We start from the raw sequence: 23,737 nt of genomic DNA on the forward strand, positions 1-23,737 counted from the left end.
CGATCAGGGTGAGAGCCCCGGGGTCCGCTACGCTCGGTGTGTGGCAGCAGAACAGTACCCGGCGGAGCGGTACGACATCGTTGCCGTCGCGTCCTCGGCCGGGGGTATCCATGGTCTCGGTGTACTCCTGGGCGCGCTCGGAGCCGATTTTCCCGTACCCGTGCTGATCGTCCAGCACCTCGATCCGCGGCACAGGACCGTTATCGCCGAGGTGCTGGCCCGCCGGATGTCCCTGCCCGTCAAGCTGGCGGAGGACGGGGAGCACGCGGAGCCGGGGGTCGTCTATGTGGCCCCGCCCGACCGGCACCTCCTCGTCGGGCCGGAAGGCACCCTGTCATTGTCCCGGAGTGAACTCGTCCACTTCCTGCGTCCCTCTGCCGACCTCCTTTTCGAATCGGTGGCCGGCGCCTATGGGCCGCGAGCCATCGCCTGTGTGCTGACGGGCACCGGCAGTGACGGCGCGATGGGGGTGGACGCGGTGAAGTCGCGGGGCGGCACGGTGATCGCCCAGGATCCCGGGACCGCGGAATTCAAGGGGATGCCCGAGGCGGCGGTGGGGACGGGGGCCGTTGACTTCGTGCTGCCCCTTGAGGAGATCGCCACGGTCATCCGTGGACTTGTCGAGACCGAGAGGCAGTGATGGGCGAGTCGGCAGCGACCGAGACAGATCAAGGTCTGGAGGACCTGCTCTGCTTCATTCGCGATGCCCGCGGGTTCGACTTCACCGGTTACAAGCGCTCCACGCTCAGCCGTCGGATCCGCAAGCGGATGGGGGATGCCGGTGTCCACGACTACGCGGACTACCAGGACCTCCTGGAGACGGATGCCGATGAGTTCCGCACCCTGTTCAACACCATTCTGATCAACGTCACTTCGGTCTTCCGCGACTCGGAAGCGTGGACTCTGCTCCAGCGCGAGGTCGTGCCGGAGGTGATCACCAACGTTGCCCCCGACGACGAGATCCGGGTGTGGAGCGCCGGTTGTTCCAGCGGTGAGGAGGCGTACTCACTTGCGATCATGTTTGCGGAGGCACTCGGTGTCGACGAAAGCTTGAATCGCGTCAAGATCTACGCCACGGACGTCGACGAGGAGGCGCTGCGCCAGGCTCGCGCGGGGCTGTACCCGGCCAAGTCCCTGGAATCGCTCTCCGCGGAGCTGCGCGACAAGTACTTCGAACTGAGCGGTACCCAGTACCTCTTCCGTCCCGACCTGCGGCGGCGGGTGATCTTCGGTCGGCACGACATCACCCGCGACGCCCCGATCTCCCGGCTCGACCTCCTCGTCTGCCGCAACACCCTGATGTACTTCAACGTGGAGGCGCAGAGCCAGATCATCGACCGCTTCCACTTCGCCCTGCGCGAGAGCGGCTTCCTCTTCCTCGGCAAGGCCGAGATGCTGCTGAATGACGGCGACCGGTTCGAGGCGATCAGCATCCGCCAGCGGATCTTCCGGCGGCGCCCCGGTGAGAGCAGTCCGCCGTACATCGCGGCGCCGGTGAAGATCAGAGCCGGCATGGGCATGGAGATGCAGACGGCGACCCGCGTCCGGCAGCTGCGCGACCTGATCCTCGACGCGACTCCCGGTGCCGCCGTGGCCCTGGACGCAGAGGGAGTCGTCGTGATGATCAACAGTCAGGCGCGCTCCCACTTCGGCCTCACGGTCAATGATGTGGGCCGTCCCTTCCAGGACCTTGAACTCTCCTACCGGCCCACCGAGCTCCGTTCCCTGATCGACCAGGCCACGCACGAGCGCCGGACGTTGCGGGTCCACGGCGCCGAACGGCGCATGGGTGACGAGGTCCAGTACTTCGACATCCTCATCCAGCCGATCCCCAACGGCCCCGGCCTGCCGGTCGCCATCAACGTCACGTTCACCGATGTCACGCTGGCCACCCAGCTCAAGGCCGAGGTCAAGCGCGTCCGCGAGGAGCTTGAGACGGCGTACGAGGAACTCCAGTCGACGAATGAGGAGTTGGAGACCACCAACGAGGAACTCCAGTCGAGCATCGAGGAGTTGGAGACGACCAACGAGGAACTCCAGTCGACCAATGAGGAGTTGGAGACGACCAACGAGGAACTTCAGTCGGGCAACGAAGAGCTTGAGACCATGAATGACGAGATGCGGCTGCGTACCGAGGATCTCGACGAGGCGAGGGCATTCCTGGAAGGCGTGGTCGGCAGCATCGCGGCAGGCGTGGTGGTGCTGTCCGCGGACATGAAGGTGAAGAGCTGGAACCGGGGGGCGGTCGACCTTTGGGGGCTGCGCGCGGACGAAGTGCACGACGTGCACTTCTTCGCGCTGGACTTCGGCTTGCCCACCGCTGAACTGCGTGACGTCATCCAGCAGTGCATCGCATCGGGCAAACGTGCGGGGCCGGTAAATGTTCCCGCCGTCAATCGCATCGGCAGAAGCATCAACTGTGCCGTGGTCTGCTCCCCGTTCGACGGCCACAACGGAGGCGTCGTCCTCCTGATGGAAGACATCGGGAACGAGGGCGGCGGCTGACGCCGGAAGCCGTACGCTGAGAACATGACCGCACAGGGCGGGAGTTCACACCCGGCAGACGGGCAGATCGGTATCGCGCTGCGGCGAGCCGCTCTTGCTACCGAACGGGCAGCGCGCCAGAGGATGTCCGCCGAGCGGCACGAGCGGCTGGCGGCGGAAACGGGACGCGAGTTCCATGTGACCATGGCGGCCACGCACCGCAGGATCGCCGAGCGACATCACATCGCGGCGCAGCTCCAGAAGAAGTACGCCTACGGACTGGCGGACCGGTCGGCGGGGAGCGGCGCCCGCCATCAGTTCATGGCAGCCGTTGCGGAAACCTGCGGCACTTCCAGTGCCGCTCTCACTCTGGTCGGGGCCGACATGGCCCAGCTCGCGTTGGCCGCATCCGACCAACTCGCCCGAAACGCACAGGACTTGGAGTTCGTACTCAACATGGGGCCCGCCCGGGACGCCGCCGGGAGCCGTCGGACGGTGTGCGCTTCGGGACTCGCGATGGAGGAGCGCTGGCCGGGCTACGGCGCAGGTCTCGCCGAGCTGGGACTTGCCTCGGTGATCGCACTGCCACTGAAGTCGCAGGACGGTTGCGTCGGGGCGCTCACGGTCTTCGATCCCCGGCCCGGCCTCGCCGAGTGCGGGGTCTTCGGCAAGGTGGCCGATGCCCTGGCCGAGAGCATGCTCCTCGGCCCGGATGCCGACCCCGACCTGTACGGCGAGACGGACCACCGGGCGGTGGTGCACCAAGCTGCCGGGATGCTCTCCGCGCAGATCAACTGCTCGCTCGACAATGCGCTATCGCTCATCAAGGCGCGGGCCTTCAGCTGGGGAGAGTCCCCGGAGTCGGTGGCGCGCAAAATCGTGTCCGGAGATTTGAAGCTCCACTACTGAGGGGAAGCTCGATGCCCACGCCGGACCAGCGACTGGCCGATACCTTCGTGATGCTCGCCCAGTCCCGGGGCGATGCTTTTGACACCACGGACTTCCTGACCATGCTGGCGCACCGCAGCGTTGAATTGCTGGGCGCCGACGCCGCGGGGGCAGCGCTCGTCGCCACCGACGCACACAAAGGCGTCCGGGCGGGAGCCTCGGATCCGGGTGTGGAACGGTTGGAACTGGATGCCGCCGGTTGGCAGGAGGGCCCCGGCCACGACTGTCACCGTGCGGGTGAGCCCCTGCCCGACACCGTTCTCGAAGAGGCACGGGCCCGGCGGCGCTGGCCGCAGTATTCCGTACGAGCGCGGGCTCTGGGATTCACGGGGGTCGCGGCGCTGCCCCTGCGATGGCACGACGAGTTGGTGGGTGCACTCGTCCTGCTGCGCATCACATCGATCCCGCTTTCTGCGGATGCCCTCGCCCTGGGGCAGTCGCTGGCCGATGCTGCCACAGTCGCTCTGGTGAGGGAACGGGAGCTGGTCAGGAGCCGCACCCTGAGCGCTCAGCTGGAACACGCTCTGACCAGCCGGATCGTCATCGAACAGGCCAAGGGCATCCTCGCCACGCGCATGGGTCTCCCCATGGACACGGTCTTCGACCTGTTGCGCCGGTACACACGGTCCCGTCACCTGAAGATCGCGGAAGTAGCCCGCGATGTCGTCGAGGGGCGCCCGATTCCGGAGTGGCCGGGCCCTTGAAGGCCGCAGGCGACGAGCTCTGATCCCGCGGCGCCGGGGCCGGCAAGGGCGGGCCTCGCCCTGCCGGAACGGCCGACGGGAGCGGCGTACGACGGCTGACGCACGAGCCGGGTATGTCCCCCGGGTCGGCAGGGGTGCTGCCGCGCAACGTCGTTGGTGAGGGCTTGGCGCAGTGCCATGAGAGAGGGCAGGTCGGCCTCGGTGACGAAGAGGTCGCGCAGGATGCTGACGCGCCGTTGCCGGCCGTCGTGTACCGCGGTCACGATGTCTGCGATGGCCCTGCGCTGCTCTTGTGAGGGCGAGTTGGTCAGGCCAGTCCCTGGGGTTGGAGGACCGTGGGGTCCGTTTCTCCACTCTCCTCGCTCCCAGGGAACATGGCTCTGGCATATCCCGGAACTGGCCGGGTTTCGTACTCGGCGCGGTCTGGGGCGGACACGTCCTCTCGGCCGAGGACGCCACCGGATGGGCATGCGCCACCGCGGCCATCCAAGACCTCTACGCCGGCACCGGCCGTGCCACACGCTTGCATTCTGGCCGGAGCGGCTCGGCGGGTATCAGGGAGCCGGCTGCTCGGAGGGGGCGGTGGCAACGAGGATTTGTGCGGCCTGCGTGGTGTTGTCGGCGCGGACCGCACGGGCCATGGCGGTGCGCGCGGCCTCGACGCTCGTGTGCGGGGGGACCACGAGCAGCGCGAAGTGGTCGTTGTGACCGCGGGTGATGAGGACGGTGTCGTCACCGACCGGGAAGGAGTCGAGGTGTACGACCCGGTCGTCGATCACCAGGCGCGTCGGGATTTCGTTCCAGGCGGTGGCGTCCAGGCCCACGCGGGTGATGGGGCCGAGGTGCTCGGTGAGAGCGGTGATCAGAGCCGGCAGCTCTGCCGCGACGTCACGGGATCGAGGCCACCACGCGCCGTCCAGGAGTCCTTCACGGGACTGCGTCGTCTCCAGCCGGAGGAGGGCCGTTCCGGGTTTCACCGCCTGGTGAATGGCGTCCGGAAGCAGCTTCGCAGGAGTGGGGGTGTCGGATTCAGCCATGATCGGTTCGCCTGCCCGTGAGGTGCGGCGACACATCGTCCTCCGCCTGTACTGACGTCGGCGCCGCGATGGTGGCCGGTGAAATGCCGCCCTTGAATCACGGTACTCCCGGTGCCTGCCGTGAGGCTCGGCACCGCCCGTTCGGGATTGCCCGCCACCTCCCGGAAAACGCCTGGTCGCACGGCTGCTTCGGGAGCCTTGGACCGGAGTAGAGTGAGGGAACCGGGAGCATTTCGTACGCCCGCTCCCACGCGGACGTCGTTTCCGGCGATCATAAGAACCGGGCTGTCGCAGACGGGCCCGGGGGCAGGTCCGCGTCATGACCATCACCGTCGACAGCACAGCAGCCCGCATCCTTGCCCCACCGCTTCCGGCACGGCTGTCCCTCACACCCAAGACCACACTCGCCGGCCAGCTCGACGGCGCCTGGTGGCCCCGCTCCCGCAACCTCGACGCAGAACTTCCGACACTCCTCGACGCCCTGGACGAGACCTGGGGGCGCATCGCTCGCGTCACGGTGAACCCCACTCACTGGCCCGTGATCCCGCACAGGGTGCCCGTCACCGGGCACACCGTGCACGTGGGCTGGTTCACCGAGCAGGACCCCGACAAACTGATCCTGCTCTCCCGCAGGGTCGGCCGCTGGGACCTTCTCGTGATCCCGCCGGAGACCGAGCCGGCCGCCGCGGCTCGGCTGATGTCCGCCGCCGCGATCCCAGGGAGCGTCCTCACCGCCGGCGCATTGCTGACCGCCGAAGCCGTGACCGGCAGTGCCGTCGAAGCCCGGGGCAGGGAAGACGCCTGGGAGACCGAAGGCGGCGCGTGCATGTCCCCCTCCGGGTACCCGATGGGATGCCGGTTCGGCCCTCCGTCCACGGACGCGTGGAGGTGAGGAACATGGAGACCATCGTTCTCATCGCGGCGATCATTGTCCTGACCGGCCTGGGAGTGCTCCTCATCCAACTGCTCAATGCCCAGCACAACGCGCGGATCGCGTCCTACCACTTCGGCGACGTGCTGCCGGGCGTCGGCCGACGAAGTAGGAAGCACCACAGGCACACACCGACAGCCCCCGGTCGACCGACCGACACCACCGCTCGCGCCGACCGCAGCGGCACAGGCCTATGACCCAGAGCGCCATCCCGGCCGGGGGCAGCGAGTGGGACGCCTCAGGCATCCCGCCCGTCGGCCTTCCGCCTCGGTGCCCAGTCAACCACTCCACGCACGAGAGGACGCGGTCATGGCGACACTGCGCGAGCGGAAGACCTACCGTGAGCAGGTTCTACGGGCCCTGTACGAAGCCACCGAGGGCAATCGCCTTCTCGGCGTGACCGGCGCAATGATCTGCAGCACCCTCCAGGTCCCGGAGCAGGATCTGGCCGCTGCCTGCACCTACCTGGCGGGTGAGGGCCTGATCACCGTCGACTGGGACCCGGGCAACATACCCGCGATGGTCACACTGACCCACCAAGGAATCCGGCTCATGGAGGCCGAAGAAGAGGAGCGCGGCTGAGCCGAGGCGTCGCCAGGGCGTGTGGTCAGTGGAACCCTCTCGGCCGTGGACGGTCGTGGTCGTCGCCCCGGTGCCCGCACGCGAAGCGACACGAGGCCTGGGCCGCAGCCGGATTCGAGACGATCCGAGTCCTTCACCGCATCGCCGTAGTGCTCGGACTGGGACGCGGCCCGCGGCAGGGAGAGGTGTGACCGCTGCCGAGTTGGTCGGTGTCAACCTACCGCTACGTGGCTTGGGCTGTTCGCGGCGCAGGGGCGGGACTAGGCTGTCGGCACGGCCCCAGTCCCCGGCAGCGTGAGGATCCGCTCCGAGGAGGCGCACGGTGTCCAGAGGTGCCAGAACTTCTCTCATCCCCGCAAACGCGCTCCGCTCGCCCCCTGAGACGGCGGGTACACGTGTGCCTGTACGGAGCGGCCACTCCTCGCCGTCGCTGCCTGTGTCCGTTCCGGACAGGCAGCCCGCGCCCACCGGTGTTCATGCGGACCAGGTGATCGTCGTGGTCAGCGGAAGCCTTGGCCTCGCCACTGTTCCAGGGCTGCGCGAGCGCCTGCTGCGCGTGTCCCACGGCCCTGGAACCCGGTTGGTCCTCGACCTGTCGGGCGTCACCTCCTGCGACGCCCTGGGCCTCGGGCTGATCATCGCCACCGCCCGCCGGGCCCGCTCCTACGGCGGCAGCCTGCGCCTTGTCGCCCTGAGCCCCGCCGCTGCCGAGGCCCTCGGCACCAGCGGGTTGATCCGGCTCCTCCAGGTCCTTCCGGCTCTCGACACGCCGGCCAGGACTTCGGCTACCGAGGCGACCAGCCCGGATCTCCGCGAAGCGGCCTAAGCCATGGCCTTTTCGCCGTACGTGCGTTGGCGTCATGGTCCGCCTCCTGGCTCCCGAACGCCCCGACCGGGGGTGCAGATGCCGTCGGTCGGCCCGAGTGTTCATCAATGCCTCGGGTACTCGGCAGGCATGGGAGACCTCCGTACATTCGACGTGCGATTCGTCGACCGCGTACTGCCGTACGTAGGCCGTGCCGTCCGCCAGGGCGTGCTGCGTCCGGCCGTCGCGGCCGCGACGGGTTTGACGGGCCGCCGCGCTGTCCGCCGAGCCGCTCTGCGCAGCGCCGGCTCGTCCGTCCTGACCTGCGCCGCCATCCGCATCTCCGCCAAGGCGCTCGGCACGAGCGGGCAGCTCCGGCAGCCGCAGACCGGGGCGTTGTCGTCCGGCCGCACCGCGGGCATCGCCGCCTTCGCGGCCGCTGTCGCCGTGGAGTCGCCCCGGCTGGGCGCCGTCCTAGTCCCCGTCGCGCTGGTGGCCGCCGCCTCCCGCGTTCGCTCGGGCACGTACGCTCCCGGCCGCGTCCTCGTGGACTTCACGATCGGTGCCGCAATCGCGGTGGCGACCTGTCACTGGTGGCCCCTGCGCCGCGACAGGCCCGCCGACACCGCGCGGGCGAACGTGCCCGTCCCCGCGCTACCGGCGGGCGAGGGCCTGATCGCCGTCGTCAACAGCGATGCCGGCGGCGACGTCCCGGCCGAAGCCGAATTACAGGTTCTCCTGCCGAAGGCGGAGCTGCGGATCTGTGAGAGCGGCGACGACCTGCACACCGTGCTTCAGCAGGCCGCCGCGGACATCCATGCCCGTGGCGGTGCACTCGGCGTCGTCGGCGGCGACGGCACGGTCAACGCCGCGGCCGTCCTGGCTGCCGACAGCCACCTGCCGCTCGCCGTGTTCCCCGCCGGTACCCTCAACCACTTCGCCACCGACCTCGGACTGCCGACCCTGAAGGACACCGCCGACGCCGTGGAGGAGGGCACCGGCGGAGCCGTCGACCTGGGCAGGGTCACCGGTGACGGCCCCGACACGTACTTCCTCAACACCTTCAGCATCGGCGTCTACCCCGAACTCGTCCGGGCCCGCGAATCCCGCGAGGCATCCATGGGGAAGTGGCCCGCGCTGGCCGTGGGTCTGTTCCGGGTCCTCGCCGACGGCACCCCCATCGAGGTCAGCGTCGACGGATAGCCCCGGCGGCTGTGGCTGCTCTTCGCCGGCAACAGCCGCTACGACCCGCCGGGCTTCGCCCCCTCATACCGGCGCAGCCTCGACGACGGACTGCTCGACCTGCGCATCGTCGACGGCAGGCACCCCCTCGCCCGCACCCGCCTCGTCGCGGCCTTCCTCACCGGCACCCTCGCCCGCTCCCGCGTCTACCGGGAAGCCACCGCGACCCGACTGCGCATCGACGGTGCGGGCAAGGAGGGCGACTACACCCGGGACGGCGAAGTGAGCCCCGCCTCCGACACCCTCATCCTCAGCAAGACCCCGCGCGCGCTCACCGTCTACCTGCCAACTCCCCAGTGAGACGTGTATGTAGCAGTCCGCGACTGGGGCCACAGCACGGTGGCGCACAGGTAGATGGAGGCCGGGCGCCGGAGCCCGTCCGGTTGCCTCGGCAGAGTGAAAGGCCAACTACCGTCTACAGGGCGCCAGTTGGTGTGGTGCAGCTGCGGGGTGGGGCATCGCCATCCGGTCATTTTCGTTTGGTGTGCCCCAGCTCGTCTCCGCAGATCGCCCTGCCGTTCGGGGTGTGCGCGATGGAAGGTGCAGAACGAGCGTGGCGGGATTGCACCTGCCGGCCCAACATCCATTCATCCGGCCGTGGTTACGTGGCTTCAGCCGGGCCCGGGACGACTCGACGTACACATCATCCGTAGTGGAGTGCGACGAGGGGATTCGGTGCATGCCTCAGCTACCGGGCCCGGTCGGCAGGCTGCTGGACGCTGCTCGCTGGCTGACCAGCCCGCTCGCCCCGGACGACTATCTCGCTCTGATCGACCCGCTGCTCGGCGGCCGCCATCCGGCGGGGCGCGTGATGGCGGTGCACCGGGAGACCGCCGACGCCGCCACGCTCACCATCCGGCCAGGCCGCGGCTGGTCGGGCCACCGCGCGGGCCAGTACATCCCGATCGGCGTCGAGGTGGACGGCGTATGGCACTGGCGCACGTACTCCCTCACGTCCCCACCGAGCCCGGCGGGCGGACTCCTGGCGATCACTGTGAAGGCGGTGCCCGGCGGCAGGGTCTCACCGAGGCTGGCGCACCGGACTCGGTCGGGTGCGCTGCTCCGACTCGGGCCTGCCCAGGGCGAGTTCGTCCTGCCGGACCCCCTCCCGCCCCGCATCCTGATGGTCACCGCGGGCAGCGGCATCACCCCGGTCATGGCCATGCTCCGCACGCTCATGGGTCACCAGCCGCCGCACCCCGATGTCGTACTGGTCCACAGCGCACCCAGTGCCGCGGACAGCATCTTCGGTCCGGAACTCCGCGAGGCCCAGGGCAAGGTGACCTGGCTGACCTACGTCGAACACCACACCCGTGCGCTCGACAGGATCACCCCGGATGACGTGGCTCGCCTCTGCCCCGACTGGGGCGAGCGCGAAACCTGGGTCTGCGGCCCCCAGGGCCTGCTCGACGCGATCGAGGACCTCTGGAACCGGGTACGTCTCGGCGACCGGCTCCACCTGGAACGCTTCCGTCTCGCCCCGTTCCCGCAGCACGGCCCGACAGAAGCTCCCGGCGACCGTGTCCTGTTCACCCGGACCGGTGTCGAAGCCGACGCAGACGCGTCCACCCCGCTCCTGGCCGTCGGTGAGGCGGCGGGCGTGCCGATGGCGTACGGATGCCGCCGCGGCATCTGCTTCGGCTGTCTCACCCCGCTCGCGTACGGTCGTGTGCGCGACCTGCGTACCGGCGAACTCCATGACCGGACCGGTCAGTTGATCCAGACCTGTGTCACGGCGGCGGCCGGACCGCTCGCCCTTGAAGCCTAGGCACGCAAGGAGTACCCGTGACCGTCATCGCGAACGAGATCGCCGAGGCCGTCCTCGACGAAGAATTCGGCAAGGAACTCGACCGGATCCGTGCCGAGATCATCGCCACGCGCGGCGCCGACGATGCCCGCTACGTCCGTACCGTGATCGCCACGCAGCGGGGCCTGGAGGCGGGCGGCAGGGTGGCTCTCGCCGTCTCGCTGTTCCCGCCCGCGTGGGTGGCGGGCGCCGCCATGCTCTCCGTCGCCAAGATCCTGGAGAACATGGAACTGGGCCACAACATCCTGCACGGCCAGTGGGACTGGATGGGTGACCCGGCGATCCACTCGGCCACCTGGGAGTGGGACTTCCTCACGCCTGCCGGGGCCTGGAAGCGCACCCACAACCACCTGCACCACACCTGGACCAATGTCGTCGGCCGCGACCGCGACCTCGGCTACATCGTCTTCCGGATGAGCGCCGACCAGCCCTGGCGTCCGCGCCATCTCGCCCAACCCCTCTACAACTTCCTGCTCGCGCCCTTCTTCGAGTGGGGCATCGCGCTGTACGACCTGGAGCCGGACGCGGTCGCCGCGGGCGGCAAGTCCTGGCGTGTCTTCCGCACCGACCTGACAGGGTTCCTGACCAAGGCGACCCGCCAACTCGCCAAGGACTACGTCCTCTTCCCGCTCCTGGCCGGCCCCTCCGCCCTGCCCTGCCTGCTCGGCAACCTCACCGCCAACACTGTCCGGAACCTCTGGTCGCACACCATCATCTTCTGCGGGCACTTCCCCGAAGGCGTCCGGACCTTCACCGAAGAACACCTCGACGGTGAGACGCGCGGCGGCTGGTACCTGCGGCAGATCCAGGGCTCGGCCAACATCGAAGGCGGACCCCTCTTCCACGTCCTCAGCGGCAACCTCGGCCACCAGATCGAGCACCACGCCTTCCCCGACCTGCCCAGCAACCGCTACGCCGAGATCGCCCCGCGCGTGCGCGAACTCTGCGACAAGTACGGCGTCCCGTACACCATCGGCCCCCTGTGGCGGCAGTACGCCTCCACCTGGATCCGCATCCTGCGCTTCGCCGTACCGGGCCGCTGAACCACAGAGGCCGCGATTGCTCAGATGGCCAGCAGCCGCTCCGCGGTCTCGCGGTACTGCTGCAGAGCGACGCGCAGTTCCTCGGTCTCTGCCTGGGTGTCCTGGCTCTGCCAGTTCGCGCGGAGGGTGCGTCGCCGTTCCGCGAGGGCGTTCGTCAGGAGGGTGACCATCTCGTCGACGGTGCCGTCGGCCTCCTCCACCGCGTGACGTGGGCTGTCGACGAAGTTGTTGACGGCCTGCTGGAGGCGGACGGCCAGCTTGTCCCGTTCGCCCGCCGGCAGCAGCCGCTGCTCCGAGCCCGCGGCGCGGGTGCGGGCGGGGTTGGCGGCGCCGGTGAACGGTTCGCCTGGTGCCCGGGACGGTTGTGGTCCGGTTGTCTGCGGGGCGTGCTGCTTGGCGAGATCCGGGCCTTCGGCCGCGGGTTGCCTCGCGCGTTCGGAGTCGTACAGCATTACGTGCCACTTCCCTCTGCTTGGTGTCGGCCGTGTGTGGTGGGCGTTTGGGCGTGGTCGCCGGGGGACTGCGTGCGGTGTCGGCCCGAGTCGGCTGCCTGGTCGGTGGCCAGTGCGGAGAAGAGGCCGCGGGCCTCGACCATGGCCTCGCGCATCTCCTCGGTGCTGCTCTGGCCGCGGACCGCTGTGTGCATGTCGCGGTAGCCGTGGACCTGGTCGGCGTGGTGGACGGAGAGCGCGGCCAGTTGCTCGTCGAACTGCTCCCGGCCCGGGAATCCCCGGTCCTCGGCCAGCCGGGCCAGGAGCGCGTCGGCCTCGGCGACCGCCTTGTGCGGCGACTCGACGAACTGCTCCTGGATCTGGGCCCATTGGGCGACGTACTGCTCGCGGGCCTCGGGCGGAAGCCGCTGCTCCTTGAGGGATCCGTACAGCCGTACGCGTTCGCCGAGTTCTTGCTCAGCGGCTTTGGCATTGCCGTTGTGGTGGGCCAGGGCGCGGCCGTACTCGGGGCCGAAGCGGCGCTTCAGCCCGCGCTCGCCACCGCGTTGGCCGAACCCGATGAAGAGGACTGCGGCCACGATCACGACAACCACGGCGATCACCACGATGGCGAACATCCACATGACGTGCCTCTCTGCTGTGTGGCTCTGAAGGTGTCTTGCTGCATTCCGTCAGCTCCTGCCGACCGGTGCTTGTGTGCATGCCTGCCGGGGGGCGCCCACGCAACGTGGGCGCCGCCCGGGGCTGTCAGGGGCGACGCTCGAAAGCGTCCTTGGTCTTCCTGCGTGCGCGGGGCCGACGGCCCGTTCCGCCTACCGGCGGTTCCAGGCGTACCGGCGTCCGCCGCCATTGCGGTGGTGGCGGGAGAAGCCGAGGATCCAGAAGATCAGCAGGACGGCTGCGGCGATCCACAGGACGTGCATGGCGAAGCCGACCCCGAGCAGCAGCAGGACGAGCAGGAGAAGGAGAATGAGGACGATCATGGCGGGGCCTCCAGCAGTTACAGGGCCGCAAGCCCTGTTCTCCGCGGGGTCCGGGCGAAACAGAACGGGGGGCGCGTCGTCCGGGGGATCCGGAACGGCATAGCCCGACGCCGTACGTGCCAGTCAACTCCGGGCGCCCTGCCCTGTCAACGCAACAGCAATACGGGCCGGTTCACGATCCGGAACCAAGACGGCGGGTGCTCGCACGGGCTCGGCGGCGGCTTCATCCGGTGTCGGCGTCGGCGACGGCAGTAGGTGGTCCTCCCACCAGGACAGGCCCATGAGCATGGCGAGCAGGACGAAGGGTGCCAGAACGGGGAACAGTAGCGCGTACATGGGTACCGCCTGTTGTCTGGAATGGCGCGCGGGCCGGTGGCAGTGGAGTGCTGCCGGTACCGCCCGGATGAGGCGCATCGAGGCCGTGTCGGGAACAGGGTGCGAGGGTCGGCGCCGATGTGCGCGGTGCGCTCCGGAAAGGGGGGCGCGGTAACTGCTCGGCGCTGCCCGGGTTCTGGGCCGCGCCGCGCACGCTAGCGCCGCCCGTATTCTCTGAACAGACGTCAAGCCGCCAACGCTGGGTATCCGCAACCTCCGTACAGGACTAGACTGTTGAGCCAGGCCCCAGTCCCCGGTTGCGATGATCCTTTCGCGCTCGGAGGTCCGCCATGATCGTGCTGCTCGTTCTTCTGGTCATGGCCCTCTTCGGTCTCGGATTCGTGAATGCCCTGTGGTGGGTGCTTGGCGCTGTGGTGGTCTTCGGTCTCTTCCGTTACGGACGAGGTGGATACGGCGGATGGGACCGCGGGGGTGATGCCGGGTTCCGGAACTACCGTGACTACCGGGACCGCGAGGACCGGTGGGAGCGCCGGTACGACCGCCAGCGCCGGGGTCGGTGGCTCCGCCAGGACCGCCGCGACCGCGAGCATCACGGGTGACCGTGTCAGGGGACGCCGTGCGGGATGAGATCACGGTTCATGAGGAACTCGGGACGGCGTCCATCACCTGGGCAGGAGACGCGGCGCTGGTGGTGGAAGTCCTCGAACTGCGTGCCCAGTCCGAGCAGTTGCAACGGGATCTGGACGGTCGTGCGGTGATCGACCAGGCGCGAGGCATGCTGACGGTGATGGCGCCGTGCTCCGGCGAGAGAGCCTGGGACCTGCTCGTGGACGTGTCGCAGCACTGCAACGCCAAGCTCCGGGATGTCGCCGCGGCCCTGGTCGCCACCGCTGAGGACAAGGCGCTGCCCGCGGACATGCAGCATGCATTACGTCATGCCCTGCGCCGCCTTCATGCGCCGAGCGGCCATGAGGAGCCACCTGCCCTGCGGCCGGCACCCCAGGAGCTGTCAGTTCTTCGAGCCGGGGAGAGCACCGTGCCGATGGACCAGGATGTTGTCGCCGTGCTCCTCAAGGACCACCGCACCATGGAGGGCCTGTTCCAGCGGATGCGCAGCGTGGAGGCGGACCGGGCCGGCGCGCTGAAGCTGTTCGCCGCGCTGCTCGTCGCCCACGGGCAGGCGGAGGAGAGAGAGGTGTACCCGGCGCTGAAGCGGTTCAAGAAGGTCGACAACGGCGAAGTAGAACATGGTGTGGCCCAGCATGCCGAGGGCAACGAGGCACTGCTGGCGCTCCTGGAAGTCACCGAGGTCGGCTCCCAGGTGTGGGACGAGAAGCTGGAGGGGCTCGCCAAAGCGGTTTCCCACCACGTCGATGAGGAGGAGCGCACCATCCTCAACGGCGCCCGGGAGAGCGTCCCCGACGCACGCCGCGCCGAGCTGGGCGAAGCCTTCACCAAGCAGCGGGAGAAGTATCTGGCCGCGGACTGCGGGAACATCGACCACGTCCGCAGCATCGTGCAGCACTGACCGCCCCCGCCCAGCGCGATGGCTGCCGCCTGGCCGCTGCGGCCGGTGAGCCGTCCAACCGGCCCACCGGGACGACCAGTTCGGCTGATCCTGTGCGCGGTCCGAGGAGTACAGGCAGACTGTCCCTCGGACTGTCTGACATCATCCAGCCCCATCAGGTACAGCGGCAGCGCCGACTCAGGGAAGCGGGCAGGAGCGGATGAGTGAACCCGACAGCGCGACGCGGCACCACCCGGTCGTCGTCGCCCATCAATCCAGCCGTGCCGGTGACATCCAGCTGCGCATCGCTGATGCGATCACCAAGTTCGCAGGCTCAATGGTGTTCGTGTATCTCCATGCGGTCGGCTTCGCGGTCTGGATGCTGTTCGTGGAGACTGACCCGTGGCCCACGCTGACCCTCGTCGTGTCCCTGGAGGCGATCTTCCTGTCTACGTTCGTCATGATCGGCCAGAATCGGCAGGCGGAGTTCCAGCGGGCCAAAGCCGATCACGACTTCGTCGAGCAGGAACTGGAGCTCAAGACCAACACCGAGCTGACCCGGGCCATCCACACGATGACCGCCGAACTCCACCGTCGGCTGATGGCTGAACCCGAGGAGCAGTAGCCCGTCCCCTCGGTCCGGCAGCAAGCCTCGGCGGATTGCAACGCGGCCGGTCACAGCCCGAAGCCGCTGCATCTTCCGGTCCACCCCAACCGGAGGGTCGTGCCGATGAAGCGGTTCCGGGCCAACCGGTGGGCGGCAGCCGGGAATCATCGGGCGGGGGTCAGGCGGGCCGGTGCGGGGTGGACTCCGCTTCGTCGTCGGTCCATGTGGTGGCGTCCGCGATGTGCCATCCGCCCGGGCGGCCGCGGGCCGGTGGGTCCTGTGGGTTGTAGTGGCCGGCTTCCCGGGTGCAGGTGAGCCTGACCCCGGAGGGGGAGTGGACCGTGGTGGCGTTGCACAGGTTCCCGGCTTCCCCGAGCGCCTCCAGGGCCCGGCGGCGCGCGGTGCTGTGGGCGCGAGCCGAGCGCGCGGCACGCTGGACGAAGGCCCGCAGTGCCTCCAGCTCGCCATCGGCGCCGAGCAGGTCCTCTTCCACGCGGATGATCCGGTACCGGCCGACTCCGTACAGTCCGTCCTCCCGTTCATTTTCCCGCAGGGCGAACATTGCGGCCTCGGCCACCGACGGCGCCTCCAGGTGCACGGTGATGGACGAGACACCAGGAAGGGAGGCGCTGATGCGTTCCGCCACGACCCGGTAGACCCGGTTCTCCTCGACCTTGACCGGCCCCCGTCCCTCCTGCTCCGCAGCCTCAGCCTCGGCCGCCACCCTCTCCAGGCGCCGGAGCTCCATCTCCTGGACCCTGGAATCACGCTCCGGCGTGTAGAGGTCCATCGCCTCCTCGGTCATCACAGAGCCGATCCGGCGCCACTCCGTATGCTTCCACCGCGCCAGCCGCAGCGCCTCCAACCGCCCCGGCTCCAGCCCTCCCAGCTCCTGCGGACCCCGCTCGGTCCGGCGCTCCCAGCCTTGCGCCGTCCTGGTCTCCGCCGCCACCTGCTCGCGGGTCATCCCGGTGGCCTTCCGCTGCACGTTCTTGCGGACGATTTCCTGTGCCGTGTACCTCTGAACAGGCATCTGCGTTCCGTCTCGACTGTGAAGCTCAGCGCGGTGGAGCTCCTGGAGCTGTCACCCGGGGGAGCTGAAATTCTCACCTCCCTCCATGCTGCACCCCCAGGAGACGCCCCGAGCTGTTCACACGGCAGTCCCTGTTCCCTGCGGGGCCCATGTGGCCGGTTGCCGGGTGACGGGTGGGGCAGCCGGTGGCTGTTGCAGGCCGTCCGGCGATTGGCAGCCCCGAACCGGACCGGCCCCGCGCGAGGATGTGCGCGACCTCGCCGACGGAGTGCGCGGGTGCATCTCCTGAGGGGACCAGTTCCGGCGTCCGCGACCTCTACCGCGGCCGGCCGCATCGGTCGGCGGCAAGGACTGTGGCGTTACCTGCCCGGCCGACGGCAGGTGTCCGGCCAGTGGAGCCGGGCACCCGGGGCGCGGTTCCGGCGGGGAGGCCGGTCGCCCTACAACATTGGTCGCGGACGCGGGTGCGCGTAGTAGCTGCCCAGCTGCTGGTGGTAGTCCGGGTTGCCGAGGTGCTTCTCCTTGTCGAACTCGGGTGCGTTCTTGATCTGGTCCTTGGTGCGGTCGACGTAGATCTTCATTTCCTTCGGGTCGACGCGCACCACGACCCCGGCCGGCAGGAGGACTTCCTTGCCGAAGATCCATGTTCCGGTGTCGACGACGATGTACGCGGCGCCGACGTCCTCGGAGTGCTTGTCGACCTTGCCGATGCTGCCGTCACTCGCCTCGACCTTGAAGCCGGTCAGATCCATGCCGGACTGGTAGGCGGCCACCGGCCGGTATACCCACACGTTCTCGTCCACGGAGGTGCTCCTTCGCGAGTAGTTCTGGGTGAATGGGACGCTCGATCGGTGTTCAGCGCCGGAAGCCGTCCTTGGCCTTCTCTCCAGCCTGCTTCAGATCATCACCGGCCTGTTCGCGGCGGCCCTTCCTCTGCGGCGGAGCGGCCCGAGCCCATACGGCCGCGCATGAAGAATCCGACGACCCACAGAACCAGCAGCACCACGGCGACGTACCACAGGACGTGCAGGGTGAAGCCGAACCCAACAACGCCAGGACCAGCACGATCAGAACGATCCAGAGAAGCATGGCCGAACCTCCGGTTCGCAGGAGTGCACTCTGCGTTCCGCGGGGTCCCGGCGAAGCGAGCGGCGGTGGGTCGCGCCCGGAAATCCCGGAGCGTCATGGCCCAGCGCCCTGTCCGCCACTCAATGCCGCGCCGCATGCCCTGTCAATGGCTCCGCGACGCCGGCATCGCGGACGCCGCAATTTGCCGGGGATGTGCTGGACTGGGCGGACGCCTTCGATTGATTTCCCGTCCTATGGTGCAGGTGGACGGGCGGTAGCAGACTTGAGTAGTGAACCCGGAGTCACCGTCGAGGGCGTAGGGGTTGAGGATGATCCAGGCTGCGGATATCCGTGAGTGGCGTACTCAGGGCGTCGTCGACCCGGACGGGCACAGGATCGGCTCGTTGGAAGCGGTCTATGTGGACACCCGTACCGATCAGCCGGCGATGGCCACGGTGCAGGTCGGACTGCCCACGCGGCACCGCCTGGTCTTCGTACCCCTGGACGGCGCGATCGTCGGGCCGGGCTATGTGAAAGTCGCCTACGAGAAGGCGCTGGTGAAGAAGTGCCCGGCGATCGGCACGGACGACGTGCTGCCCGCCGAGGACGAAGCGGCGGTCTTCGCGCACTACGGCTTGACCTACCAACCCGGTGACGGCGGTGAGCGGCAGCTCGCCCGCCGATAGAACGCCTGGCATCGGCCGAGGAGGCATCCGCGTCATGGTCTTCTTCCTGCTCCTGGTCATCGCGGCGATCGTGCTCGGCTTCATCGGCGTTCTCGCGCACGGACTGCTGTATCTGCTGTTCATCGCGATCGTGCTGTTCGCCGGCGCGCTGGTCCATCTCGCCGTGCGCTGGCGGCGCTCCGGCCGACGCCGGGTGCGTTGACCATACGCGCGGTCCCCGGCTCTTTCCGATGTCCTTCCGGGCCGGTCCACCGGCAGCTCGATGCTGGCGGGGCTGCCCGGAAATGAGCCGGGCGCCGACTTCGTGAATGAAGCAGAGCGGGACGGAGCGGATGCTGCGTGTGACCACTCCCGGTGGTCCAGCGGCCGGTGGGGCGATAGGCCGTCGCGCGCGGTCGCGCTGGTCGATGTTTGTCGCTGGGTCAGCAGAGAGGACGATGCAGAGGGGGCAGGACTCATGCGTGCCGCCGGGGACCAGTTTGGTGGGTGCGGGGCTGTCCCGGGGAAACCGGGAGGCCCGCGCCCGCCCGCAGAAGGCGGTGCGCGGAGTAGTCTCAAAACACCGAGAGCTTTTCGCGCGTTGGCGTTCATGCTGGTGCCGTTCCCGGCGAACCACCGGGCCGGGCACGTGGACCACGTGCCCGGGGACGGGTCCGCGCCATGACAACGACCCTCGACCGCTTGACCACCACCGGGCCCGTGTCGGCCACCTCCGCAGGTTCATCCCCGCCACAGGCCAGCCCGGCCTTCACCCCGGCAGACAGAACCCCCGGCCCTCTCCACGACGCGTGGTGGCCCTGCACGCGCGACCTCTCCCTCGAACTCCCGCCCCTGGCCGCGGCATTCGACGAAGGCGAGACGGAGCGGACGCGTGATGGCGGGCACTCCCTCGCCCTCGCACCTGCGGTGCACGTCCCGAAGGCAGCCGACCCGGCAGCGAGGTGCGCCCCATGACCACCTTCGTCACCAGGGCGGCGATCCTTGGACTGATCGCATTGGAGGCATTCGTGATCCATCTGCGCAACGCACAGCTCAACCAGCGCCTCTCCGCCTTGTGGTACGGCCGCCTACTGCCGGAACTCACCGACCCGGTCGGCCTCCCTGCGCGGCGCGACCACCGTGAAGGCGGCCGCGGACGACTGCGCCCGCACCACCGCCTTCGCCGAAGGGCGCGTGGCCGTAACCGCATCCGTACCTGACACCGCACCCCGCCGGTCACCTCCGGGCCAAGTACCCCGTCAACGCCCAATCAGTGCCGAGGTGTTGACGTACGAAAGGGTGGTCATCGAGGTCTGAACAGATGCCGAGCCGACATCGGTAGGTGTCCGCAACCATGGGGCAGGGCTACGCTGTTGGGCGAGGCCCCAGTCCTCGGCAGCTCAGTCCCGCGGCAGCGATGTTCCGCTCCACGTCCGGGAGGCTCGCCGTGATCGTGGTGGGACCGCGCTGACGATTCCGGTTTTCTGTGGCTACCGGAACCGCGGGCATCACGGGTGACCGCACCAGGGGGTGCACCGTGCACGAGGCGATCGCGATCCACGAGGAACAGCATTCCGCCGTGCCCCTCGCCTCGGCGGGGGACGCCGCGCTGACTGTGGAAGTCCTCGAACTACGCCTCCAGTGTGCCCAGTTGCGCCAGGCACTGGACAGCCGCGCCGCGATCGACCAGGCACGCGGCATGGTGATGGTTCTCGCGCCGTGTTCGTGTGGCAAGGCATGGGACGTGCTGGTCGAGGTGTCGCAGCACTGCAACGTCAAGCTCCGTGATGTGGCGACCGCCCTGGTCGCCACCGCGGAGGGCGAGCCGCTTCCCACTGCGCTGCGCCGCGCACTGCGCCTTGCGCTGCGCCGCTGCCGGTCGACGGAGCCGGCGTGAGGCCGCTTGCGGTGCGGCGACGCCGGGGGCTGTGTCTTCAACCCGCCGGCGCCCATCGTCCCGGCATGCCTGTCGGACATCCGGGTGGGTAGCCCGCCGCCCGATCCTCAAACCCAGGACTCCGCTCCGCCGCCAGTACGTTCCGGGGCTCTGCTCCTGAAGAGACGTCCCAGACCCCGGCGGCAGCACGCCAGTTGGCCACGATGCCCGCCGGAAGCGGACCGTCCGGCGTCCCTCGACGGAATCGACCGGGACCGAGCCGGGAACTCTGGCCGTCGGAACGGACGTTGATCCCTCCCCTCGCATGCACGCCCAGATCGGGAGCGCCGCCATGCTCGTCCCTTGTCTCTCCCCCGTCGTCTACACCGCCCCCGGCCCGGGCGGAGGCCTGTGATGCCCCGGTCAGGTCCGAGGCGGGCGCAGAAGCTGGAAGGCTACGAGCCGTCCATGGGCGACGCCGTGTACCTGCGCGGTCTGAGCCGCTGGCAGGCCGAAGGCCAGCGACAGGATCTGGCCGACTTGTATGTGGAGTCCACCGGAGCGGAATCCGGCGAGGAGTACCACAGCAGGGAGGGCTTCCTGAGCCGTCTCGCCGCCGACGTGCGGACCTGAAGGTACCTTCATGGTGTTCGTGTTTGTGAAGTTGATCAACGAATTCGCGCTGCTGACTACAGCCAGTGCCGCCGCTTGAAGATGAAGTACAAGCTGACGCACACCCCCGCCATCAGCAGGATCGCGAACGGATACCCGTACGCCCACCCCAGCTCGGGCATCCGCTCGAAGTTCATCCCGTAGATCGTCCCCACCAACGTGGGAGCAAACAGAATCGCCGCCCACGACGAGATCTTCTTGATCTCCTCGTTCTGTTCGAAGCCCGCCTCCGCCAATGCGCGCATCTCGGCGTTCTGTTGCTGGGTTACCAGGGTCGCGTTGACCGTGAGGATTTCTGTGAGGGCCTGGCGGAAGCCGTCTACGCGTTCGCTGGTGTGGGTGACGTGGTCGGCGACGTCGCGGAGGTAGCGTTGGAGTTCCTCGTCCGTGCCATACTTCGCGAAGCCGGCCATCAGAGCGTGGAGCATGCCCACCAGGGGGCGGGTGGCGCGCTGGAACTCGACTATTTCGCGGGAGAGTTCGTAGATGCGGCGGGAGACCTCGGGGTCGCCGCGGAAGACCTCCGTCTCGATCTCGTCGATGTCGTTCTGGACGCCGGAGACGACCGGGACGTAGCCGTCCACCACCGCGTCCAGGATCGCGTACAGCACCGCCTCCGGGCCCAGGGCCAGCAGGTCCGGGGTCTCCTCCATGCGGCGGCGCACCGCCGACAGGTCGGGGGCGGCGCCGTGGCGGACCGTGATGAGGAAGTCGCGGCCGACGAAGACGTGCAGCTCGCCGAAGTCGACCTCCTCCGGGGCGTCGAGGTAGCGGGCGGCGCGCAGGACCACGAAGAGGGTTTCGCCGTACCGTTCGAGCTTGGGGCGCTGGTGGGCCTCCAGTGCGTCTTCGACCGCGAGCGGGTGGAGGTCGAACTCCTCGGCCAGAGAGAGGAGTTCAGCCTCGGACGGGTGGTGCAGGCCGATCCATGCCATGCCGTCGGGCGTCTCGCGCAGCCGCCGGAACGTGTCGGCGAGGGTGTCGGGGGACGACACCCTGCGGCCGTCCCGGTACAGCGCGGACTCCACGACACTGCGGTGCTCGACCCGTACGGGGCCGGGGGCGTTCGGTGAGCCGGTCGCGGGTGGCGTGGGTGCGGGCGGGGGCGGTGGCGCCGCGTGCTGGCGGCGCCAGGAGTGCTTCTTCGCCCGCGGCGTCCGCCAGGGCGGCTGCGCTTGCGGCGTCCCCGTAGGTGGCTGTGCCTGCGGCGCCCCGGAGGGCGGCTGCGCCTGCGGTGTTCCTGCGGGTTGCTGCGCCCCTGCGGGAGGCTGCGGCGGCGTGCGTCCGGACTCGTCGCCTCGGGCCCTGGCCCTTCGGTCGGTCATGCCTCACCTCCCGCGCGACATCGGCTCCGGCGCGTTCGTGTTCGCGTCCAGTGCGCATGCGTCTGCTGCCCGGTCTCGGAGCAGGATATACGGATCAAATGCCGCAGGCTCGGCGTTCCGGACGCCGGGCTTGGGGGCCCTGGGTCCGGGCGCGAGTTTGGGGGCCGACAGTCCAGACGACGAGCCTGGGGGCCCTGGGTCCGGACGCCGAGCTCGGGGCTGCGGGTCCGGGGACGACGAGGCTGGGGACCCCGGGTCCGGGGACGACGAGCCTGGGGACCCCGGGTCCGGACGCCGCGCTCGCGGACCCCCGGTCGCCCTCCCCCCCCGCCCCGGACGCCCGGGACCCCGGCCGACCTCCCCGACCCCCTGCTGGACCACTGGACCACACCCTCATTGAGGACACATCGAGGACACATCGAGGACAGAAGCTGTCCTCCATCGGCGATAACGTGCCTCGTATGGCCCCGCAGACGCCGCGCCCCTCGCGCCCCGCCACCGCCCCCCTCCTCACCCCCCGCGCACTCAACCGCGCCACCCTCGACCGTCAGCACCTGCTCCGCCGCACGGCAGCCCTGACTCCGAAGGACGCGGTGGCCCACCTCGTCGGGCTTCAGGCGCAGAACGTGAAGCCGCCGTACTTCGCGCTGTGGGCCCGGCTCGAAGGGTTTCGGCCGGAGAGCCTTTCCGCGCTGATCGAGGCGCGTGAACTCGTCCGGATCGTCACCATCCGCTCGACCATCCACCTTCACACCGCCGACGACGCCCTCACCCTGCGCCCGCTCGTCCAGGCGGCCCGCGACCGTGAGCTCAAGCTGTTCCGGGGCGGGCTGGTGGGCGTGGATCTGGACCGGCTCGCCGAGGTCGTCCGCGCCCTGGTCGAGGAGCGGCCGTACACCATGAAGGAGATCCGGGACGTACTCCTGAAGGAGTGGCCGGACGCGTCGGGCCAAGCCCTCTCGCTCGCCGCGCGGTGCGTGCTGCCGCTGGTGCAGGTCACTCCGCGCGGGCTGTGGGGGCGCGGTGGGCAGGTCGCGCTGACCACCGCCGAGCACTGGCTGGGGCGCGCCCCGGAGCCGGTCCCGGCGCCGGACTCCACCGTCCTGCGCTATCTCGCGGCCTTCGGCCCCGCCTCGGTCAAGGACATGCAGACCTGGGCGGGGCTCACCCGGCTGGGTGAGGTGTTCGAGCGGCTGCGGCCCCGGCTCGTGACCTTCCGGGACGAGAACGGCGTCGAGCTCTTCGACCTGCCGGACGCCCCCCGCCCGGACGCCGACACGCCCGCGCCGCCCCGCTTCCTGCCCGAGTTCGACAACCTGCTGCTCTCGCACGCCGACCGCACCCGGGTCATCCCGGCCGAGCACTGGGGCCGCGCCTGGAAGGGCAACCAGGCCTTCCGTACGCTCCTCGTCGACGGCTTCCTCGCGGGGGTGTGGCGGTTCGACGAGGACAAGAAGACGAAGGTCATCACCGGCCTCACCGTTCAGCCGTTCGGGACGCTCGGGCGAGCCGCCCGTGACGAGGTGGCCGCGGAGGGGCGTCGGCTGCTCTCCGACATGACCGACGCCACCACCCCGTACGACGTCCGGTTCGGGGACGTCATGGGCTGACTCTCCGGACGTCCCTCACC

At 69.2% G+C, this 23,737-nt stretch carries 28 protein-coding genes and 1 pseudogene; 22 read left to right on the top strand and 7 right to left on the bottom strand.

Features of this window, described 5'->3' with window-relative positions; genetic code table 11:
- The first annotated feature begins 40 nt into the window (after positions 1-40).
- Genes ACGFRG_RS14570 through ACGFRG_RS14585 form a run of 4 tightly spaced genes read left to right on the top strand, consistent with a single transcriptional unit; the run spans position 41 to position 4,136 of the window.
- Positions 41-640, top strand: coding sequence for a chemotaxis protein CheB (locus ACGFRG_RS14570; protein WP_393263919.1), 600 nt, complete (start codon positions 41-43; stop codon positions 638-640).
- Positions 640-2,505 (top strand): CheR family methyltransferase, encoded by a 1,866-nt coding sequence (locus ACGFRG_RS14575; RefSeq protein WP_393263921.1) that lies wholly within the window; start codon positions 640-642, stop codon positions 2,503-2,505. The genes ACGFRG_RS14570 and ACGFRG_RS14575 overlap by 1 nt, the downstream gene beginning before the upstream one ends.
- 24 nt (positions 2,506-2,529) lie before the next feature.
- Complete coding sequence (locus ACGFRG_RS14580) at positions 2,530-3,393, top strand: GAF domain-containing protein (RefSeq protein WP_393263923.1); 864 nt, start codon at positions 2,530-2,532, stop codon at positions 3,391-3,393.
- 11 nt (positions 3,394-3,404) lie between these two features.
- The gene (locus ACGFRG_RS14585; RefSeq protein WP_393263925.1) at positions 3,405-4,136 is read left to right on the top strand and encodes an ANTAR domain-containing protein; all 732 of its coding nucleotides are present in this window, start codon (positions 3,405-3,407) and stop codon (positions 4,134-4,136) included.
- A gap of 554 nt (positions 4,137-4,690) precedes the next feature.
- Here the strand turns inward: ACGFRG_RS14585 and ACGFRG_RS14590 are convergent.
- Positions 4,691-5,173: a DUF5994 family protein gene (locus ACGFRG_RS14590; RefSeq protein ID WP_361424877.1), complete on the bottom strand. Its 483-nt coding sequence runs from the start codon at positions 5,171-5,173 to the stop codon at positions 4,691-4,693.
- A gap of 319 nt (positions 5,174-5,492) precedes the next feature.
- Here ACGFRG_RS14590 and ACGFRG_RS14595 point away from each other — a divergent pair, with 319 nt between their 5' ends.
- From ACGFRG_RS14595 to ACGFRG_RS14625, 7 genes are all read left to right on the top strand, one after another.
- Entirely contained in the window at positions 5,493-6,065 is a 573-nt protein-coding gene (locus tag ACGFRG_RS14595; RefSeq protein ID WP_361424880.1) for a DUF5994 family protein, read from the top strand.
- 5 nt (positions 6,066-6,070) lie between these two features.
- A complete protein-coding gene (locus tag ACGFRG_RS14600) occupies positions 6,071-6,301 on the top strand; it encodes a hypothetical protein (RefSeq protein ID WP_361424883.1) in 231 nt (76 codons plus the stop codon).
- Positions 6,302-6,413: 112 nt separating this feature from the next.
- Positions 6,414-6,686, top strand: coding sequence for a hypothetical protein (locus tag ACGFRG_RS14605; RefSeq protein WP_361424886.1), 273 nt, complete (start codon positions 6,414-6,416; stop codon positions 6,684-6,686).
- Between the two features lie 487 nt (positions 6,687-7,173).
- Positions 7,174-7,512, top strand: coding sequence for an STAS domain-containing protein (locus ACGFRG_RS14610; protein ID WP_393264400.1), 339 nt, complete (start codon positions 7,174-7,176; stop codon positions 7,510-7,512).
- Between the two features lie 129 nt (positions 7,513-7,641).
- Positions 7,642-8,694, top strand: a complete 1,053-nt coding sequence (locus tag ACGFRG_RS14615; RefSeq protein WP_393263928.1) for a diacylglycerol/lipid kinase family protein — start codon at positions 7,642-7,644, stop codon at positions 8,692-8,694.
- Positions 8,695-9,412: 718 nt separating this feature from the next.
- Positions 9,413-10,501 (top strand): ferredoxin reductase, encoded by a 1,089-nt coding sequence (locus ACGFRG_RS14620; RefSeq protein WP_361424895.1) that lies wholly within the window; start codon positions 9,413-9,415, stop codon positions 10,499-10,501.
- A 17-nt stretch (positions 10,502-10,518) separates the two neighbouring features.
- Positions 10,519-11,583, top strand: a complete 1,065-nt coding sequence (locus ACGFRG_RS14625; protein WP_361424898.1) for an acyl-CoA desaturase — start codon at positions 10,519-10,521, stop codon at positions 11,581-11,583.
- A gap of 20 nt (positions 11,584-11,603) precedes the next feature.
- Here the strand turns inward: ACGFRG_RS14625 and ACGFRG_RS14630 are convergent, their stop codons facing one another.
- The 3 genes from ACGFRG_RS14630 to ACGFRG_RS14640 all read right to left on the bottom strand — a co-directional run bounded on the left by ACGFRG_RS14630 (position 11,604) and on the right by ACGFRG_RS14640 (position 13,018).
- Positions 11,604-12,035, bottom strand: coding sequence for a hypothetical protein (locus ACGFRG_RS14630; protein ID WP_361424901.1), 432 nt, complete (start codon positions 12,033-12,035; stop codon positions 11,604-11,606).
- Entirely contained in the window at positions 12,035-12,652 is a 618-nt protein-coding gene (locus tag ACGFRG_RS14635) for a hypothetical protein (RefSeq protein ID WP_393264403.1), read from the bottom strand. Before ACGFRG_RS14635 ends, ACGFRG_RS14630 begins: the two co-directional genes overlap by 1 nt.
- Positions 12,653-12,847: 195 nt before the next feature.
- Positions 12,848-13,018: a hydrophobic protein gene (locus tag ACGFRG_RS14640; protein WP_393263931.1), complete on the bottom strand. Its 171-nt coding sequence runs from the start codon at positions 13,016-13,018 to the stop codon at positions 12,848-12,850.
- A 665-nt stretch (positions 13,019-13,683) separates the two neighbouring features.
- Here ACGFRG_RS14640 and ACGFRG_RS14645 point away from each other — a divergent pair.
- The 4 genes and pseudogenes from ACGFRG_RS14645 (at position 13,684) to ACGFRG_RS14660 (ending at position 15,486) form a co-directional block, all read left to right on the top strand.
- Positions 13,684-13,953: a hypothetical protein gene (locus ACGFRG_RS14645; RefSeq protein WP_361424910.1), complete on the top strand. Its 270-nt coding sequence runs from the start codon at positions 13,684-13,686 to the stop codon at positions 13,951-13,953.
- Positions 13,954-14,045: 92 nt separating this feature from the next.
- Positions 14,046-14,225: pseudogene (locus tag ACGFRG_RS14650) on the top strand (ANTAR domain-containing protein); the annotation flags it as partial.
- Positions 14,226-14,396: 171 nt separating this feature from the next.
- On the top strand, positions 14,397-14,882 hold the full coding sequence (locus ACGFRG_RS14655) for a hemerythrin domain-containing protein (RefSeq protein ID WP_393264405.1): 486 nt from the start codon (positions 14,397-14,399) through the stop codon (positions 14,880-14,882).
- Positions 14,883-15,081: 199 nt separating this feature from the next.
- Entirely contained in the window at positions 15,082-15,486 is a 405-nt protein-coding gene (locus ACGFRG_RS14660) for a DUF1003 domain-containing protein (protein WP_361424913.1), read from the top strand.
- Between the two features lie 160 nt (positions 15,487-15,646).
- On the opposite strand, the gene ACGFRG_RS14665 is transcribed toward ACGFRG_RS14660, so the two are convergent.
- The gene (locus ACGFRG_RS14665) at positions 15,647-16,501 is read right to left on the bottom strand and encodes a hypothetical protein (RefSeq protein WP_393263933.1); all 855 of its coding nucleotides are present in this window, start codon (positions 16,499-16,501) and stop codon (positions 15,647-15,649) included.
- 440 nt (positions 16,502-16,941) lie between these two features.
- Positions 16,942-17,304, bottom strand: coding sequence for a PRC-barrel domain-containing protein (locus ACGFRG_RS14670; RefSeq protein WP_393263935.1), 363 nt, complete (start codon positions 17,302-17,304; stop codon positions 16,942-16,944).
- Between the two features lie 594 nt (positions 17,305-17,898).
- On the opposite strand from ACGFRG_RS14670, the gene ACGFRG_RS14675 reads away from it, so the two are divergent.
- From ACGFRG_RS14675 to ACGFRG_RS14700, 6 genes are all read left to right on the top strand, one after another.
- Positions 17,899-18,255, top strand: a complete 357-nt coding sequence (locus tag ACGFRG_RS14675; protein WP_393263937.1) for a PRC-barrel domain-containing protein — start codon at positions 17,899-17,901, stop codon at positions 18,253-18,255.
- A gap of 34 nt (positions 18,256-18,289) precedes the next feature.
- On the top strand, positions 18,290-18,457 hold the full coding sequence (locus tag ACGFRG_RS14680; protein ID WP_361424926.1) for a hypothetical protein: 168 nt from the start codon (positions 18,290-18,292) through the stop codon (positions 18,455-18,457).
- 458 nt (positions 18,458-18,915) lie between these two features.
- Positions 18,916-19,209, top strand: coding sequence for a DUF5994 family protein (locus tag ACGFRG_RS14685; RefSeq protein WP_393263939.1), 294 nt, complete (start codon positions 18,916-18,918; stop codon positions 19,207-19,209).
- Positions 19,206-19,454 (top strand): hypothetical protein, encoded by a 249-nt coding sequence (locus tag ACGFRG_RS14690; RefSeq protein ID WP_393263941.1) that lies wholly within the window; start codon positions 19,206-19,208, stop codon positions 19,452-19,454. Before ACGFRG_RS14685 ends, ACGFRG_RS14690 begins: the two co-directional genes overlap by 4 nt.
- Positions 19,455-19,771: 317 nt before the next feature.
- Entirely contained in the window at positions 19,772-20,131 is a 360-nt protein-coding gene (locus ACGFRG_RS14695; RefSeq protein ID WP_361424932.1) for an ANTAR domain-containing protein, read from the top strand.
- A 393-nt stretch (positions 20,132-20,524) separates the two neighbouring features.
- Entirely contained in the window at positions 20,525-20,743 is a 219-nt protein-coding gene (locus ACGFRG_RS14700) for a hypothetical protein (protein ID WP_393263943.1), read from the top strand.
- 56 nt (positions 20,744-20,799) lie between these two features.
- Here the strand turns inward: ACGFRG_RS14700 and ACGFRG_RS14705 are convergent, their stop codons facing one another.
- Entirely contained in the window at positions 20,800-22,107 is a 1,308-nt protein-coding gene (locus ACGFRG_RS14705) for a CorA family divalent cation transporter (protein WP_393263945.1), read from the bottom strand.
- 461 nt (positions 22,108-22,568) lie between these two features.
- Here ACGFRG_RS14705 and ACGFRG_RS14710 point away from each other — a divergent pair, with 461 nt between their 5' ends.
- The gene (locus tag ACGFRG_RS14710; protein ID WP_393263947.1) at positions 22,569-23,717 is read left to right on the top strand and encodes a winged helix DNA-binding domain-containing protein; all 1,149 of its coding nucleotides are present in this window, start codon (positions 22,569-22,571) and stop codon (positions 23,715-23,717) included.
- Positions 23,718-23,737 lie beyond the last annotated feature (20 nt).

Source organism: Streptomyces sp. NPDC048696 (genome assembly GCF_043198895.1).
In the GTDB taxonomy this organism is placed as follows: Bacteria; Actinomycetota; Actinomycetes; order Streptomycetales; family Streptomycetaceae; genus Streptomyces.

Excerpts from the sequence above, each read along its gene's own strand:
- ACGFRG_RS14595 (WP_361424880.1), top strand. The coding sequence starts at position 5,493 with ATGACCATCACCGTCGACAGCACAGCAGCCCGCATCCTTGCCCCACCG.
- ACGFRG_RS14685 (WP_393263939.1), top strand. The coding sequence starts at position 18,916 with ATGACAACGACCCTCGACCGCTTGACCACCACCGGGCCCGTGTCGGCC.
- ACGFRG_RS14700 (WP_393263943.1), top strand. The coding sequence starts at position 20,525 with ATGCCCCGGTCAGGTCCGAGGCGGGCGCAGAAGCTGGAAGGCTACGAG.
- ACGFRG_RS14630 (WP_361424901.1), bottom strand. The coding sequence starts at position 12,035 with ATGCTGTACGACTCCGAACGCGCGAGGCAACCCGCGGCCGAAGGCCCG.
- ACGFRG_RS14635 (WP_393264403.1), bottom strand. The coding sequence starts at position 12,652 with ATGTTCGCCATCGTGGTGATCGCCGTGGTTGTCGTGATCGTGGCCGCA.
- ACGFRG_RS14665 (WP_393263933.1), bottom strand. The coding sequence starts at position 16,501 with ATGCCTGTTCAGAGGTACACGGCACAGGAAATCGTCCGCAAGAACGTG.
- ACGFRG_RS14710 (WP_393263947.1), top strand. The coding sequence starts at position 22,569 with ATGGCCCCGCAGACGCCGCGCCCCTCGCGCCCCGCCACCGCCCCCCTC.
- ACGFRG_RS14640 (WP_393263931.1), bottom strand. The coding sequence starts at position 13,018 with ATGATCGTCCTCATTCTCCTTCTCCTGCTCGTCCTGCTGCTGCTCGGG.
- ACGFRG_RS14580 (WP_393263923.1), top strand. The coding sequence starts at position 2,530 with ATGACCGCACAGGGCGGGAGTTCACACCCGGCAGACGGGCAGATCGGT.
- ACGFRG_RS14615 (WP_393263928.1), top strand. The coding sequence starts at position 7,642 with ATGGGAGACCTCCGTACATTCGACGTGCGATTCGTCGACCGCGTACTG.
- ACGFRG_RS14645 (WP_361424910.1), top strand. The coding sequence starts at position 13,684 with ATGATCGTGCTGCTCGTTCTTCTGGTCATGGCCCTCTTCGGTCTCGGA.
- ACGFRG_RS14585 (WP_393263925.1), top strand. The coding sequence starts at position 3,405 with ATGCCCACGCCGGACCAGCGACTGGCCGATACCTTCGTGATGCTCGCC.
- ACGFRG_RS14680 (WP_361424926.1), top strand. The coding sequence starts at position 18,290 with ATGGTCTTCTTCCTGCTCCTGGTCATCGCGGCGATCGTGCTCGGCTTC.
- ACGFRG_RS14620 (WP_361424895.1), top strand. The coding sequence starts at position 9,413 with ATGCCTCAGCTACCGGGCCCGGTCGGCAGGCTGCTGGACGCTGCTCGC.
- ACGFRG_RS14655 (WP_393264405.1), top strand. The coding sequence starts at position 14,397 with ATGGACCAGGATGTTGTCGCCGTGCTCCTCAAGGACCACCGCACCATG.
- ACGFRG_RS14590 (WP_361424877.1), bottom strand. The coding sequence starts at position 5,173 with ATGGCTGAATCCGACACCCCCACTCCTGCGAAGCTGCTTCCGGACGCC.
- ACGFRG_RS14660 (WP_361424913.1), top strand. The coding sequence starts at position 15,082 with ATGAGTGAACCCGACAGCGCGACGCGGCACCACCCGGTCGTCGTCGCC.
- ACGFRG_RS14705 (WP_393263945.1), bottom strand. The coding sequence starts at position 22,107 with ATGACCGACCGAAGGGCCAGGGCCCGAGGCGACGAGTCCGGACGCACG.
- ACGFRG_RS14690 (WP_393263941.1), top strand. The coding sequence starts at position 19,206 with ATGACCACCTTCGTCACCAGGGCGGCGATCCTTGGACTGATCGCATTG.
- ACGFRG_RS14605 (WP_361424886.1), top strand. The coding sequence starts at position 6,414 with ATGGCGACACTGCGCGAGCGGAAGACCTACCGTGAGCAGGTTCTACGG.
- ACGFRG_RS14600 (WP_361424883.1), top strand. The coding sequence starts at position 6,071 with ATGGAGACCATCGTTCTCATCGCGGCGATCATTGTCCTGACCGGCCTG.
- ACGFRG_RS14675 (WP_393263937.1), top strand. The coding sequence starts at position 17,899 with ATGATCCAGGCTGCGGATATCCGTGAGTGGCGTACTCAGGGCGTCGTC.
- ACGFRG_RS14575 (WP_393263921.1), top strand. The coding sequence starts at position 640 with ATGGGCGAGTCGGCAGCGACCGAGACAGATCAAGGTCTGGAGGACCTG.